Source organism: Actinoplanes sp. CA-030573, from assembly GCF_050951115.1.
In the GTDB taxonomy this organism is placed as follows: domain Bacteria; phylum Actinomycetota; class Actinomycetes; order Mycobacteriales; family Micromonosporaceae; genus Actinoplanes.
Map to the genome: position 1 here is coordinate 9706608 of NZ_CP192038.1, position 14793 is coordinate 9721400.

General features: G+C 67.8%; 19 protein-coding genes. 17 read left to right on the plus strand and 2 right to left on the minus strand.

Going from position 1 to position 14793, the window contains the following annotated elements; all coding sequences use genetic code 11:
• Positions 1-524: 524 nt before the first annotated feature.
• Positions 525-1319, plus strand: a complete 795-nt coding sequence (locus ACQP2F_RS45030) for a hypothetical protein (RefSeq protein ID WP_433298999.1) — start codon at positions 525-527, stop codon at positions 1317-1319.
• Here ACQP2F_RS45030 and ACQP2F_RS45035 read toward each other — a convergent pair.
• Positions 1316-2146 carry a glycosyltransferase family 2 protein gene (locus tag ACQP2F_RS45035; protein ID WP_433299001.1) on the minus strand — a complete coding sequence of 277 codons (831 nt, stop codon included), beginning with the start codon at positions 2144-2146 and terminating at the stop codon, positions 1316-1318. The genes ACQP2F_RS45030 and ACQP2F_RS45035 overlap by 4 nt on opposite strands.
• A gap of 9 nt (positions 2147-2155) precedes the next feature.
• Positions 2156-2968, minus strand: coding sequence for a GntR family transcriptional regulator (locus ACQP2F_RS45040; protein ID WP_433299003.1), 813 nt, complete (start codon positions 2966-2968; stop codon positions 2156-2158).
• Positions 2969-3323: 355 nt separating this feature from the next.
• Here ACQP2F_RS45040 and ACQP2F_RS45045 point away from each other — a divergent pair, with 355 nt between their 5' ends.
• The 16 genes from ACQP2F_RS45045 (at position 3324) to ACQP2F_RS45120 (ending at position 14781) form a co-directional block, all read left to right on the plus strand.
• Positions 3324-3572 (plus strand): DUF6284 family protein, encoded by a 249-nt coding sequence (locus ACQP2F_RS45045; protein WP_433299005.1) that lies wholly within the window; start codon positions 3324-3326, stop codon positions 3570-3572.
• Entirely contained in the window at positions 3572-3943 is a 372-nt protein-coding gene (locus ACQP2F_RS45050; RefSeq protein WP_433299007.1) for an RRQRL motif-containing zinc-binding protein, read from the plus strand. Before ACQP2F_RS45045 ends, ACQP2F_RS45050 begins: the two co-directional genes overlap by 1 nt.
• A gap of 127 nt (positions 3944-4070) precedes the next feature.
• Complete coding sequence (locus tag ACQP2F_RS45055; protein ID WP_433299009.1) at positions 4071-4922, plus strand: ABC transporter permease; 852 nt, start codon at positions 4071-4073, stop codon at positions 4920-4922.
• A 475-nt stretch (positions 4923-5397) separates the two neighbouring features.
• Complete coding sequence (locus ACQP2F_RS45060; protein WP_433299011.1) at positions 5398-5664, plus strand: hypothetical protein; 267 nt, start codon at positions 5398-5400, stop codon at positions 5662-5664.
• 101 nt (positions 5665-5765) lie between these two features.
• Positions 5766-5927 (plus strand): hypothetical protein, encoded by a 162-nt coding sequence (locus tag ACQP2F_RS45065; RefSeq protein WP_433299013.1) that lies wholly within the window; start codon positions 5766-5768, stop codon positions 5925-5927.
• Positions 5928-6091: 164 nt separating this feature from the next.
• Positions 6092-6253 carry a hypothetical protein gene (locus tag ACQP2F_RS45070; protein WP_433299015.1) on the plus strand — a complete coding sequence of 54 codons (162 nt, stop codon included), beginning with the start codon at positions 6092-6094 and terminating at the stop codon, positions 6251-6253.
• A gap of 112 nt (positions 6254-6365) precedes the next feature.
• Positions 6366-6626, plus strand: a complete 261-nt coding sequence (locus ACQP2F_RS45075) for a hypothetical protein (RefSeq protein ID WP_433299017.1) — start codon at positions 6366-6368, stop codon at positions 6624-6626.
• Positions 6626-7030 (plus strand): hypothetical protein, encoded by a 405-nt coding sequence (locus ACQP2F_RS45080; RefSeq protein ID WP_433299019.1) that lies wholly within the window; start codon positions 6626-6628, stop codon positions 7028-7030. Before ACQP2F_RS45075 ends, ACQP2F_RS45080 begins: the two co-directional genes overlap by 1 nt.
• Positions 7027-9249, plus strand: coding sequence for a cell division protein FtsK (locus tag ACQP2F_RS45085; protein WP_433299021.1), 2223 nt, complete (start codon positions 7027-7029; stop codon positions 9247-9249). Before ACQP2F_RS45080 ends, ACQP2F_RS45085 begins: the two co-directional genes overlap by 4 nt.
• Before the next feature lie 142 nt (positions 9250-9391).
• Entirely contained in the window at positions 9392-9640 is a 249-nt protein-coding gene (locus ACQP2F_RS45090) for a hypothetical protein (RefSeq protein WP_433299023.1), read from the plus strand.
• Positions 9637-9834: a hypothetical protein gene (locus ACQP2F_RS45095; protein WP_433299025.1), complete on the plus strand. Its 198-nt coding sequence runs from the start codon at positions 9637-9639 to the stop codon at positions 9832-9834. Before ACQP2F_RS45090 ends, ACQP2F_RS45095 begins: the two co-directional genes overlap by 4 nt.
• A complete protein-coding gene (locus tag ACQP2F_RS45100; protein ID WP_433299027.1) occupies positions 9831-10172 on the plus strand; it encodes a hypothetical protein in 342 nt (113 codons plus the stop codon). Before ACQP2F_RS45095 ends, ACQP2F_RS45100 begins: the two co-directional genes overlap by 4 nt.
• Before the next feature lie 236 nt (positions 10173-10408).
• Positions 10409-11287, plus strand: a complete 879-nt coding sequence (locus ACQP2F_RS45105; protein WP_433299028.1) for a bifunctional DNA primase/polymerase — start codon at positions 10409-10411, stop codon at positions 11285-11287.
• A 55-nt stretch (positions 11288-11342) separates the two neighbouring features.
• Positions 11343-12728, plus strand: a complete 1386-nt coding sequence (locus tag ACQP2F_RS45110) for a DUF3631 domain-containing protein (protein WP_433299030.1) — start codon at positions 11343-11345, stop codon at positions 12726-12728.
• A 589-nt stretch (positions 12729-13317) separates the two neighbouring features.
• Positions 13318-13527, plus strand: coding sequence for a helix-turn-helix domain-containing protein (locus ACQP2F_RS45115; RefSeq protein WP_433299032.1), 210 nt, complete (start codon positions 13318-13320; stop codon positions 13525-13527).
• Positions 13528-13545: 18 nt separating this feature from the next.
• Entirely contained in the window at positions 13546-14781 is a 1236-nt protein-coding gene (locus ACQP2F_RS45120; RefSeq protein WP_433299034.1) for a tyrosine-type recombinase/integrase, read from the plus strand.
• Positions 14782-14793 lie beyond the last annotated feature (12 nt).

A 14793-nucleotide genomic window follows, 5' to 3' on the forward strand; every position in this document is an offset into this window, starting at 1 on the left:
TTTGGCTCCGTGACTTGCGCAACAGTCAACGTATTAGGGCCGTCCTCGAATCGTGACGCGCCGTAATCGATCCAGCTAGCGCCGAGCACCGGTCGAGGCCGAAACGGCCGCGTTACGTGCACGACATCTGATCATGGAGAACACCCGAACGGCCGAGCCGCCGCTCGGGCGTACGGGTGAACGATCTTCGGACACGCACCGTGATGCCGGCCAATCACCATAAGCATTGACACCGATACACGACGTAAGCGATTAAGCATTGAAAAGCCCGGCGGATCCGAGGGAAGCCGCCGGGCTGAAGAGCGGTGGTGAAGGGATTTGAACCCTTGGAGGGCGTAAACCCTCACACGCTTTCGAGGTCTGTGACCTACCGTTCGCCAGTGTCCGGAACCGTCTGTGACCAGCGGCAACCCGGCTCGCACGTACGCCACCGACCGGCCGCGAACGCCCATGAACGAGACCACAACTGAGACCATCGCCCCAACTCGATCGACATCGATGGCGATGTTGCTTACCGTGCTCGGATGATTACCGCACCACATCGTGCGTTGCGTCGCCTGGCGACGATGAAGCAGCGCTACCTGAGCTGGGAACTGCGAGTCGTCGATGCCCGGTTCGCCGGCTGGTCGCCGAAGCGCCGCCTTGTGCTGTTCGTGTGGCTGCCCGCAATGATCGCGCTGTGTTGCGGCGGCCCTCTTGCTGTGCCGGTGGTGTGGACGCTCCGGGCAACCGTCGCCGCCGGACAGGGCGCGGCCACGCCCGACGCGGCGGCCGACGAGTACCTAATGAGGCTGTCATACGGCGACGACGCCGGTCTGCTTCCTTTGCTGGACGACGAGCATCAGGATGACCTCATCCAGCAGTGGCGTGACTACCGTGCCGCGATGCTCTCGACAGACCCGCCACCCTTCCGGCTCGACTTCGCCTCGCTTGACTTGCGACCGGCGGCCGGTGACCGTGCTCAGGTACGCGTCAACGTTCATGCGGTGTGGTGGAGTGCAGACGAGAACGGCCGCCTAGGCGGGTACAGCAGCTCACCCCGGACCTGGGTTATTGAGACCCGAAACGATAATGGATGGCGCGTTTCCCATGTGAACGCCCCTGCCTGGTGCGGCGTTGGCGGATATGTGGGGCGATGCGGCCGCAGAATAGAACCCTCTGCCGTTCCGACTAGCGACCCGTCGACTACGCCATCGAGCGATCCCTTGCGGAATCCGCGCGAAATGCTGCGCTGCGGCCCTCGTGATCCGTTTCGGAACATGCACTCATGCTCACCGAGCGTGTCACCCGAGCCTGCCACCACCCCCAGCCCTCGTTAGAGATAGTCGTTCGCTTCTCGGTCTTTTAGCGCTCGCCTAACGACAACTTCGGTATTCCCCGCGGTTTCAAGGGGCGGCAACGCCGCAATGCCGATGCTCATTCGCAGCGCACGAACTGCATTTACGCGGTGCAGCGCGATCCGTCTCGTTATTTCGCTCTGCGCGCGCCACCTTTCCGTTCGCGTCACCTGATTTGGATGCTGCCGGTATAGCCACGTGACCGACTCGTCATTGAAACCGTCGGCCATCTCCGACAGCGCAGCGAACATCACGATATCCTCGTCGTTCGGAGTCCCTGCCCACCCACCGATAGCGCGAACGGTATCTGTGCGTGCCATCAAGCCAGCGCAATGGATTGGCCAGTTCCCACCATGCGCAATCGCGTAGTCGTTGACGACGCCGGCCTTCACAAATCCTGTCGGGATGAGCGGGTCCCACTTGACCCGCCGCCCGTCCGTCATCAAGTCGTCAGCCTGGCCGACAGCCCAGTGGACTGACGTCTCCTCGAAGTGAGGCACCAGCGTGGAGAGCGCCCCGGGGAGCAGCACGTCATCCGAATCCAGAACACGAAGGAGTCCGCCAGAGACTCGATCGAGCGCGAGGTTTCGTGTTCCTGAGATCCCTAGCTGACGTTGATTCGCTGCGTACTTAACGTACGGAATCGCGGCGAACGCTTCTGCGAGCACTGGACTTTCGCCATCCTCCTGCACGATCCACTCAAGTTCCCACCCCGGCGGTAGCTGCTGACCTTCTACGCTGGCAATTGTTTCCGCAAGGAAATCGGCGCCCGGCGCATATGCGGCGGTAATTATGGAAACTTTCGGCATGTTGAGAGGTCACCACTTCTTCAGCAGGGTGGTAAAACTAAGCTCGGTTCGATCGGCCGGAAAGTCTGCGTCGGACAACTCCACAATCCGGCCCGCCTCATCATAGGAAATTCGGCGGACGTGAATCATCGGAACACCGTCATCGAGGCCCCACTCGTGAGAATCGACGGTGGTGGGCATGGTTGCCGACACCTGATCAACGACTCGGACAATCTCTACGCCGACCGTATAGAGCTGATGCTGCGTACCACCGGGCCAGGGTTCATTAGCCTTGTCAAAAAGAGCGGGATTCGACTCGATTATGTCGGCCGGGATATAGGAAACACTCCATGAGAGTCGTCGCCCTGTCTTTTTGTCGCGCATCTCGTAGACGCGTTGCAGAACCTGGGAATCCCTTGCAATTCCGAGATCTTGGGCCAGTTTTGGCGACGGGTTGACCGTCTCGTATTCTGCCGCAAACGACAACTCTTCGAGCTTGCTGCCCATGTCGGTTTCGGCGAGTCCGACCGATCGACGAACCGATTCGGGTTTGAGCACCAGGTCTTTCTCATCCTGATGCCGCTCCGATGAGCGGCACACCCGCGGCGCTCGTTGTCGCACGCTCGGCGGCTTGCCTCGGCCGCCGGTGATGAGCCCCTGACGTTTGAGTAGATCGATAGCCCCGCGCGCAGAGTTGATCGAACATTCCCACTCCTCTGCGATCTCTTGCAAGGTGGGGAGCGTGTCGCCTGGCGCGAGGTCGCCGCGCTCGATCCGGATACGTAGATCGTCCGCGATGCGCAGATTTATCGGCCTGGCGACGCCTGTGGGCTGCGGATTCATGCCGCCACCGTAGCGCAGTTTGAAGGTTTGTGGGCAAACCTCTTGCGCGACTCCGGTCCCTTGCCCTAGCGTCCCTCTCATCGCAAGTTTGTGGGCAAACCTACAAACCTACGAACGTCGGACCCGGCGCGCCCGCTTAGGCAGGAATGGCCTGGCCACGGCTTGTTAGTTGAGAACTGAACATGCATTGCGTGACTGCGGGGTTGCCCCGGGTGTCGGCCGTTGACGTGTCCGGTCGCAAGACGTGTCCGCTCGATGGCTCAGCCGCAGTCGCATTCCATCCTGTCTTTTCCTGGTCAGGGCGGTGATGGCCTGTGGCTGTTGCCGCGCTGACCCTTCCTTTGGAGGACTTCCCGTGAGGGACGAATTCGACTTCGAGCCGGCCGACGCCGACCTGGACGCGATCGAGGCGGAAGAGCCGCTGATCGTCGCCGAGTTGGCCTGGCTGGACGCCGAAATCACGCTGCTGGACGCGATCGACCGCGGCGCGGTCAGCGACCTGGATCACCGCCGGGTTCGCCGCGCCGAGGCGCGCGTGATCCGCGAGACCTTTGCCCACGTGGCCCGGCTGACCCGTACGCCCGGGCCGCGCCGCGCCGCCTGATGGCCCGCATCCGGGCCGCGTTCTTCGACCCGGACGGCAGCCGGTACGGCCTGCCCACCTACTGGTGGCGCGGCGCACCGGACGGCTACGCCACCCGCCGGCAACTGCGCGAACGCGGTCTTAACCCGGGCCGACAGCCGATCGCCGCACAGATCTTGTGGGCCGGTATCGGCGGTACCCGCGTCGCCTACCTCTACCGCCTCGACCTGGCCCGACCCAAGCGCACCCCGAGCCCCGCGCAACTGCGCGCGGTGCGGCGAGCGCTGCTGGCCCGGCGCACCTGCCCGACCTGCCGCCGGGTGCGGCCCTACTACATCCCGCGCTCGCTCGGCGAGTGCCTGACCTGCGCATCCGTGGAGGTTGCCGCATGAAGACCCCGCCCGTTGTCCTGACCTGCTCCGCCTCGAACTGCTCTCTTCCGACCTGCCCGGACTGCGGCGAGTGCGTGAAGTTCTGCGACTGCCGCTGGCCGAAGCCCACCAAGAAGGGTGCGAGCCGATGACCGCCGCGACCGCTGTCCGCAGCGCCTACCCGCCCGCGATCGCTGACCTGATGCCCCAGGCGATCGAGCTAACCCAAACCCTTGACGGCGAGCTGCCCTCGCGTAACCGCCTGATGAAGCACCTGCACATCGGCTCGGACAAGGCCAAAGCTGTGCTCGCCGAGCTGGCCGCGCTGGCCGAGCGCGATCAGCGGATCACCGACCTGCACACCGCGATGGTGGTCCGGGGCAGCCTCGCCGAGCGACCGCCGCTGACGCTGGTCCCCGACCCCGACCCCGACCCCGAGGCCGAGCCGGAGCCCCAGCCCGAGCCCGAGCCGGAGCCGCAGCCGAAGGATTTCCTGCCGGACCCCACGAGCTCGACGCCGCCGGCCGCAAATTCTTCGGTCGAGCCGGTCGCCGAGCCGCCCGCGATCGAGGCGGAGCCGCAGCGTCGGCCGGTCACCTGGCCGGTGCTGATCCTGTGCCTGCCCGCGTTCGTCGCGATCTGGGGCGGCTGGGTCGAGATGGGACGGCTGACCGGCTTCGGCAAGGTCACCCTCCTGCCCGGCATCGCCGACCACTTTCAGCTCAACACCGCAATCACGCTCCCGATCGGCGTCGAAACGTACGCCGCGTACGCGCTGTTCGCGTGGCTGTCCGGCCGCGCCACCGGCGACGCCCGCAAGTTCGCCAAGATCTCGGCAATCTTCTCACTCGCCGTCGGTGGCCTCGGCCAGATCGCCTACCACCTGATGGCCGCCGCCGGCTGGACGACGGCCCCGTGGCCGATCACCGCCGCTGTGGCCTGCATCCCGGTCGCCGTGCTCGGCATGGGCGCCGCGCTCGCGCACCTGATGCACAAGTGACCCCGCCCGACGGCACAGCGCCTAAACCGCATGTTTTGAGCCGTGCCGCCGGTCACCCCAACCCGGTCCCCAGAACCATCGGGAGGCCCACAGTATGGCCCGACTCTGCGGTGGCGGCCAAGGACCCGACAGCCATGGCCAGCCGGATAAACGGCGACATGGTGTCAGGCGGTCACCGGTGTGCTCGCGATGACCGCCTGACGCGGTGACACAGCACTGCAGGAAGGCCACGAGTGTCACCGGCCCCCTTCCGCGAGAGCTAGCGGGCGTCGGGTGAAGGAGGCATCCCTCATGCTGCCAAACCCAGACGGCATCCGGGCCGGATTCAGCCCGTTACCCGCGCTGCCTGCGCCTGGATGGCCGATCACCAGCACTGACATCACCCACGCGGTGGCCGCCGTCGTGGCGGCCGAAGCAAGGAGATCCCTATGGCGAGCAATCTCGAGATCTGTATGACCTGCCGAGGTAAGCGCGGGTGCCGAGCCTGCAGCGGGCACGGCTGGCACTGGTGGGCCGGCGGCAAGACCGCATGCCGCTCGTGCTCGGGAACCGGGCTGTGCGCCGACTGCGGCGGCCGGGGGCATCGCTGATGGCCGCCCGGGTGCCCAACACGATCACCGACCGGCAGATGGCTGAGCTTCGCCGCCGCGCGGAGAAGGCAGCCCCGCCGATGTTCAGCGCTGAGGCCGTCCGGCGCCGCAAGGCCGCCTCAGCCCAAAAGAGCAAGGCCGACCAGAACTGACCCCGCCCGGCGGCACAGCCCAACGCCTGTCAGCCATGTGCTGTGCCGCCGGTCTCCACCCCTTCAGTCCGGCAGAACCGCCGAGGAGAGAGACCCAGATTATGGCAAGCAACCAGAACCGGGCGGCAGACCCGGTCAAAAACCAGCTCGGCAAGTCCGACCGCGCCGCCCGCCGGGCCGCCGCCATGGCCGCCGACGCCCGGCAGCGCCGCGCCGCTGCCGCCGCCGGCCGCGACCGCCGCTCGATCGGCGGCACGCGATGAAGCGCGACAACCGCACCCGTGTCGAGCAGACCACAGTCGCGATCACGTTTCCGGCGTGCGGGCACACCGCCAGCTTCGCCACGGGCGCCAAGACCGCCCGCCCGGCGCGCTGCCCCCACGGCTGTGACCCGCTGCGTCCGCAGCACCGTCGGGGGCGATAAGCCATGGGCTGGAAGAAGAAGACCTACGGCGTCGATCTCGACAACAAAGACCGCTACGCGGTCATGGAGGAGTCCAAGCACAAGGGCTCCCTCTACTTCGAGGGCACGACCAAACGCCGCTTCGCCCTCGGTGACTCGATCCGCACCTTCCGGGCCGGCCGCTAACCCCCTCGGCCCGCCGATCCGGTTGTGCCGCAACCGGATCGGCGGCGACCGCCAACCCCGCACACCCGTTCAGCGTCGTCAACCTCAACCCCCTCGAACGGAGATCACTCTCATGCGGACCAGCTGTGTCGGGTGCAACGGCACCCGCGTCCAGTACCGCCCCTGCACCCGCTGCAAAGGCGCCGGCCAACTCCGGCTGGCCTGCGGCACCTGCGCGGGAACCGGCACCCTCTACGTCAGCCGGGACAAGTGCACCCGCTGCCGCGGGGCTCGTACGGTCACCTGCACCTGCGACGCCTGCGGCGGCAACCGCAAAATTCCCCATCAGTGCAGCGGCTGCGGCGGCATCGGCACTGTCGAGGTGCGACGCTGATGACCGCCCCGCGCGTGACACCGGTCAACGTCGCCGACCTGCACCCCGCCGAAGTGGCCGACCATATCGGCGAGGTGCTCGCCGCGCTCGGTGAGACCCCCGACGCGATCGCAGCCCGGCTCGCCGAGCTGGGCGAGAACGGCTATCGCGACGCGGCGGATCGCTGCCCGATCGCGAACTACCTGATCCACACCGTCTCCTTGGTGCGCTCGGTCGCCGTGCTTGATCGCGTGATCGACCTCTACACCTGGACCGACATCAACATCGGCCTGGCCACCACAGACCCGGTGGCGGACTTCGTCTTCCTGTTCGACGGCGGCCGCTATCCGCAGCTCGATGCATCGGCCCTGGCCACACCCCTCGCAGACCCGGGCACCACGATCCGGAAGGAGGACCGCCCGTGAATCCCAACCCGACCCCGGAGCCGAACGACGGCTTCGACTGGCAGGCCGCCGAGAACGATGTATCCCACGCCGACGTCGTCGATCTCGACGCCGTCCGCGAGCGGCGCGCCAACTACACGCCCGCCGATCTGGCCGCCGAGGACCCCGACGACGGCGAGGACGGGCCGGTGTTGGTGGACTCGATCGCCGCGCAGCGGCGGCCGCGGTTCACCCTGTCCGGGTTCCGCGACGCCACCCGGGTCCCGATCGTCCCGTCCTGGCTCAAGTCGTCTGCCGAGTTCGGCGGCAACCTCGCGTGGGCGGCCGGGTTCGGCCTGCACTCGATCGCCTACCACGGACTGCGCACACCGAAGTACGCGGTCAAGCTCGCGTGGCGCACCCCGCGCGGGTTCGCCCGGATCTGCGCCGGTTACAACCGGTGGCTGTGGGACCTGGAAGGCGAGCCGGTCCGGCAGGCGATCGTGCGAGCCGCGGTCGACAAGCCCGATGAGGCGAAGATGTACGACCGGCTCTCCAGCAAGCGCGATCGGCGCGTGCGGTGGCGGGGCATGGTCACGGTGTTCCTGGCCGTCGCGCTCATGCTGGCCGTCGGGGCGCTGCTGCTCGCCCCGCACGCCGCGCAATACGCCACGCTCGCCGCGCTGCTGATCCTGTTTGGGGTGGTCGGCGCCCCGGCAGACAAGCCGCTGTTGGACACCGCGGTCGTGCGTAACGACGCCGCGCCGCTGACCTCGGCCGAGGTGTTCACCGCACTGTCGGTGCTGGGCATCAAGGGCATCAACGACGCGATCCGCCGCGGCGACAACGGCAAGCGCTGGTTCCCGGCGCCGATCGCCCGGGAGAACGGCGTCGGCTGGCGCGCCGAGGTGGAACTACCCCGCGGCGTCACCGCCTCGTCCGTAGTGGAGAAGCGCGAAGAGTTGGCCGCCGCGCTGACCCGCCCGCTGGGCTGTGTGTGGCCGGAGGCCAACGCCGAGGTCCACCCGGGCCGGCTGGTCCTGTTCGTCGCGGACAAGGACATGAGCCGGGCCAAGCAGAAGCCGTTCCCGCTGCTGAAGTCCGGAACGGTGAACCTGTTCAAGGCCGCACCGTTCGGCACCGACCCCCGCGGCGCGGTGGTCACCATCACGCTCATGTACGCGTCGATGATCATCGGTGCGCTGCCGCGGTTCGGTAAGACGTTCGCACTGCGGTTGGCGCTGCTGCTGGCCTGCCTCGACCCGCGGGCGTGGATCGAGGCGTTCGACCTCAAGGGCACCGGTGACCTGTCGCCGCTGGAGCCGGTCGCCCACGCCTATCGCGCCGGCGACGACGAAGAGGACATCGAGTATGTGGTCACCGCGCTGCGCGAGGTCCACGCCGAGATGCGGCGCCGCACGAAGGTGATCCGTGACCTGCCGCGGGACCTGTGCCCGGAGAACAAGGTCACCGACGAGTTGGCGTCCAACCGCAAGCTCAAGCTCCACCCGATCGCGATCGGCATCGACGAGTGTCAGCGCGGGTTCGAGCACCCGAAGTACGGCGCGGAGATCGAGGAGATCGCTGAGGACCTGGTCCGCCGCGGCCCGGCCGTTGGGATCTTCCTGCTGCTGGCCACCCAGCGGCCGGACGCTAAGAGCCTGCCGACCGGCATCTCCGCCAACGCGGTGCTGCGGTTCTGTCTCAAGGTGATGGGTCAAACCGAGAACGACATGGTGCTGGGCACCTCGATGTACCGCAACGGCATCCGGGCCACGATGTTCGCCCGCCGCGACAAGGGCATCGGCTACCTCGCCGGTGAGGGCGACGAGCCGGTCATCGTCAAGACGTTCGAGATCGACGGCCCGGCCGCCGAGGCGATCGTCGCCCGTGCCCGCGCGGCGCGGGAGCGCTACGGCAACATCACCGGCCACGCCGCCGGGGTCGTGCTCGACACCACCGCCGTGCGCCGAGACACGGTGCTGCAGGACGTGCTCGGCGTGATGGCCGAGGCCGAGCCGAAGCTGTGGACCGAGGTGATCACGGAGCGGCTGACCGCGCTGCGGCCCGACGTCTACGCCGGGCTCACGCGGGATCAGCTCACCGCGGCGCTCAAGCCCTACGGCGTGCGCACCGGACAGGTGTGGGGCACCGACCCCGAGACCAACCGCGGCGCGAACCGCAAGGGCATCACCCGCGCCGACATCCTCAACGCCATCACCAAGCGTGACCGCGACAACGGGAACGGCAAGACCAAGTAGCCCGCGATTCGCCGCTAGGTCTAGCGGCCACCCCCGCTAGACCTAGCGGCACCGCTAGCGACTCAAAGAATCCCTGATCAGCGCCCTAGCACCTAGCGGCGTTGGCCGCTCACACCCTCAAACCGCCTGTGGAGGCACGTCGATGGGCACCCTGCTGGCGCTAGCTAGCGCCGCCATCCTCGGTTACTCAGCGTTCTACATCATCAACTGCGCGATCTTCCCGTTCGGCCGCTGCCGCCGCCCGCGCTGCGAGGGCGGCCGGATCTACTCCCGCATGTCCCGCAAGGTCTTCCGCGAATGCCGACGCTGCGAGGGCACCGGCAAACGCGTACGCGTCGGCCGCCGGATCTACGAGCACCTGCGGACCGAGCACAAGGCCGGCAACCGATGAAGCCGCCGATCTGTGCCAACTGCGGCGACCCCGCCCAGTGGTGGGACGGCAACTGCCGCGCCGACCTGTGCGGCACCTGCGTGCCGGTCCGCGACGAGTACGTCACCGCGCTCCACCTCATCCGCACACTCGCTGCTCGCCGGCGAGTGCGCCCCGGACGCCCGTCGATCCCCAACCGGAAGGCGCACCGATGAAGACCCGCACGATGGCACGTATTCAGCGCGCCGAGACGCCGCACACCGCTTGGTGCGCTCGCGATCATCGGTGCGGCCTCAACGAGCACCGATCGCCCGAGATGATCGCCGACGCGGTCGGCGGCCGAGTGACCGTCACCCGCGTCCGGGCGGGCGAGGTGGAGTACGCCGAGATCCGGGGCCGGATCCCGCTCGGCAGTTTCGACGCGATCGCCCGGCGGCAAGTCGCTATCACCCTGCTACTGCTGCGGCGGTTGTTCGCCGCCGTCGCTGCCGTGCGCCCGGAAAGCCTGCCCGGTCGGGCGGACCGCCCGGCGATCGGTCGCAAGGCCGCCTGATGAACCGGCCCGTCGTCACGGGCCAGTGGCTCGCCGCTAGTGCCGTGCTCCACCGACCCGTGACGACCGCCGAGCCCTACCCGCACCTATGCGGGCGGCTGATCCCCGCCGACGAGACAACCACCGGTACCCGGCCGATCCGACTCGCCCCCAAGCAGTGCGCCGCCTGCGCGATCAAAGCGAGCGGCCAACCCGCACGACGCACCCCTCCCACCTCACCCACCGCGGAGACGACCATGCCCGACCTCGCCCCGACGCTGCCCGCCGCGCTCGCGCTGGCCGCCGAGGGCTACCCCGTGTTCCTGCTCGGCCGCACCAAACGGCCGGTCGCCAACTGCCCGACCTGCCCCAAAGCCGACACCGACCCAACCCATGACCCGGAAGCCTGCGGCTGCCTGACCTGCCACGGCTTCTACGCCGCCACCCGCGACCCCGACCGCATCCTCGCCATGCACCAGGCGGTACCCGGCGGCCTACTGGCCATACGGACCGGCCGGGCGGCCGGCATCGCCGTGATCGACATCGACCCCCGCAACGGCGGCCGCGTGCTGCCCGACCTGATGCCACCCACCCGGTGTGTTGGCACCGGCTCGGGTGGCTGGCACCTGTACTACCGCCACCCCGGCGGCACCCTCGGCGCGAAACTACGCGGCCACCCCGGCATCGACGTCAAGGCCGACGGCGGCTATGTGGTTGCGCCGCCCTCGATCCACCCTGACACCCGGCAGCCCTACCGGTGGGTCGGTGACCGGGCGGTGATCGAGATGCCCCCGCCGCTGATCGAGGCGTGCCGGCCGATCGAGCCGCCCGCCGCCCCACCGGCCACCGTCACCCCACTCGGCCGCGGGAAGGGCATCTCAGACCCGGCCGCCCTGCTGGCCGCCAACCTCGCCGCGATCGCCCGCGCCCCCGAGGGCAGCCGCCGCAACACCGTCTACGGCGCCGCCCGCGGCGTCGCCCGCATGGTCACCGCCGGAGCGATCACCGCCGCCGACGGCTACACCGCGCTGTACGCCGCCGGCCGCGCGGCCGGGCAAACCGACCGGGACACCCGCGCCGCCATCCTCGGCGGATTCCGCGCGGAATCCGTTGCCACAGAAGGGCTCGCCGCATGACCGTCCGCCGTCACCGATGGCAACACCGAGACGCCCACAACGCGCACTGCCAGCAATGCGGGACGTGGGCACAGAAACGGCCGCACCCCTATGCCCGCCGCTGGTTCACCGAGTGGCGGCTGCCCGACGGCAGCTACCGCGACAACTACAACGGCGAGCCCACGCCGCCGTGCGAGCCCCTGATGGGAGCGACGGCATGACCCGACCACACCGGATCATCGAGGGAACCGCCATCCTCGACCGGCTCCACGAAACCTTGACCCGCTACGTCATCCTGCCCTCGCCCGAGGCAACCGACGCTGTGGTGCTGTGGATCGCCGCCACCCACGCCATCGCCGCGTGGGCGCACGCACCCCGGCTGGTCATTCGCGCACCGGAGAAACGGTGCGGGAAGTCCCGGCTGCTGGATGTGGTCGAGGGCACCTGCCACAACCCGCTGATGACCGTCAACGCCTCGACCGCCGCGGTGTACCGGTCGATCGGCAAGGACGAACCGCCGACCCTGCTCGTCGACGAAGCCGACACGATCTTCGGCGGGAAACAAGCCGAGGCCAACGAAGAACTACGCGGCCTACTCAACGCCGGCCACCAGCGCAACCGGCCCACCATCCGATGGGACTCGGCCCGCAACCGGGTGGAGAAGATCGCTACCTTCGCCATGGCCGCGCTCGCCGGGATCGGCCAAATGCCCGACACGATCGAAGACCGCGCCGTTGTCATCCGGATGCGCCGCCGCGGACCCGGCGAACAGGTCAAGCCCTACCGCAACCGCCGTGACGGCCCGGAACTACGCCAGCTCGCCAACGACCTCACCGAATGGCTGACCGGGCACCTGCCCACCCTGGAAAAGGCCGAGCCCGACATGCCACTCGAGGACCGCGCCGCCGACACCTGGGAACCGCTCATCGCGATCGCCGACCTCGCCGGAGGCGACTGGCCCGACCGCGGCCGGCACGCCGCCGAAGTCCTGACCGCCGAACGCGACAACAACACCGTTGCCTCCGACCGCATCCGGCTGCTGAGCGACTGCCGCACCGCATTTGGTACCGCCGAGGCCATCCCGACCGGCGTACTGCTGGAACGGCTCAAAGCCGACCCCGAAGCGCCATGGGCCGAATACGGCGGCACCGGATTAACCGCAATGCGGCTCGGCGCGCTACTCCGCGAATACGACATCCGCCCCGAGACGATCCGGTTCGCCCAACCCGTCGGGCAAGCCAAGGGCTACCGCAAAACCACGTTCACCGACGCGTGGCAGCGCTACACCCCCGATACCGACCCCGACCACGTCCCCGAGGCCGAGCCGTACCAGCCGTACCAGCCGTACCCGCCCAGCTCAGAGGCGGTACGGCTCGCACCGGTGGTACGGCTCAAGCCGTACCAAGCCACCATCGACGAGATGCCCCCGCCCGATCAAGCCGACAGCACCGGTACGGCTTGACCCGTACCAGCCCACCAAGCCGTACCGCCCCTGACCTGCACTGGTACGGCTGGTACGGCTGGTACGGCTCACCCACCCTCAACAGGGCGGCCGGCCAACCCGGGACCTATCGCTGCTCCCGAAGCAACACCCGCAACATCACGCACTGACCGGAGGCCCAGCACTTCGGCAACCTCACGTGAACGGGCACACACTCTCATCGACTCCGCCGCCGCCTCGGCCGCCCGATCCCTTAGCTCCCTCGCGTGCGACCGCATGTGCCTGCTTTGGGCAACCACACTTGCGAAAACACCGACATTCAGCCCGTGCATCTCGGTGACGTTAAGCCACACCCACACGGCCGAACCATCCCACTAACGACGTACCCGACCGCGGCCCGCTGAGAGCGACGCTGAGCCATCGGTACATCCGGTCATACCAACCGGCCCGAGATCTTGGCTCAGCGTGGCTCTCAGCGGGCCGCTATACGCCTCTCTACGCAATCGCCTCTCCTGCCCACGTCTGAGGCCCCGGGCACGCCAAAAGAGCCTCAGCGGCGACCTGGGCGCCACCCCCGCATCCCTCACGCCGCACCACGGGGAGAACCGACATGGCCACCGACGCCACACCACTCGTCTTGACCATCGAACAAGCCGCCCGCCGACTCGGCATCGGCCGAACCCTCACCTACGCACTCGTCACCAGCGGCGAAATCGAATCCGTCACCATCGGCCGACTCCGCCGCATCCCCGCCGAATGCCTCACCGAATACATCAACCGACTCCGCCAGCACAACACACAACTACCAGCCGCAGCCTAATCACGAGGGAGAACCGCAATGGCGAAGCGCCGCGCAAACGGCGAGTCGTCCATCTATGAGGGTGCCGACGGTCGTTGGCACGGTCGCGTGACCGTCGGCACCCGGGATGATGGAAGACCGGATCGTCGGCACGTGACCGGCAAAACCGAGAACATCGTCAAGGCGAAAGTGAAGCGGCTGGAAAAGGAGCGCGACAACGGCACACTCCGGAAGACCGGCGAAAACTGGACCGTAGCCCAGTGGCTCACCCACTGGTTGGAGAACATCGCCACGCCGCCTAACGTTCGCGAAAACACAGCGGCTGGATATCGCGTCGCGGTGCGCGTGCATCTGATCCCGAGCCTGGGCGCTCACCGCATGGAGAAGCTCACGCCGGAGCACATCGAAAAGATGACCCGCAGAATGCAGGAGAGCGGCAGCAAGCCGGCAACGGCGCATCAAGCGTTCCGCACCCTTCGCACCGCGTTGAACGAAGCGACGCGACGGGGGCATCTCGGCCGTAATCCCGCGACCCTCGCCAAAGCTCCGCGGCTCGATGAAGAGGAAGTGGAACCTTACTCGGTCGAGGAGGTACAGCGGCTACTCATGGCGGCGGCCGAACTGCCACGCAATGGAGTCCGATGGGCAATTGCTCTTGCGCTCGGTCTTCGGCAAGGCGAAGTGCTCGGCCTCCAATGGCGAGACGTTGACCTCACAGCCGGGACGCTCACTGTTCGCCGCTCACGGCTTCGGCCGCGCTGGCAGCATGGGTGTAATGATCCGTGCGGTCGAAAATTCGGCGGCTATTGCCCGGACCGCAAACCGATTCGAGATGAGGCAGCCGAGACTAAATCGCGTGCCGGTCGCCGCCGCATCGGCGTTCCCGACCAACTCGTCTCGTTGCTACAGCAGCACCGCAAAGACCAGGAAGCGGACCGCCTGAAAGCCGCGCAGTTGTGGACCGAGGGCGGGTGGGTATTCGCCACCCCGACCGGTGGGGCGCTCAACCCTCGCACGGACTACGACGAGTGGAAACGGCTGCTCAAGAGTGCTGGCTTGCGTGATGGCCGGCTGCATGACGCGCGCCACACGGCTGCCACTGTGCTGTTGATCCTTGAAGTGGCCGAACGCGCCGTCATGGGCATCATGGGTTGGTCCAACTCCGCGATGGCGAAGCGCTACCAGCACATCACCGAGCAGGTTCGGCGGGACGTGGCGAAGCGAGTCGGCGGCCTGCTGTGGCGGCAGCCGACGAACGATGATGACCCCGCCTGACGTCGCGCCGTC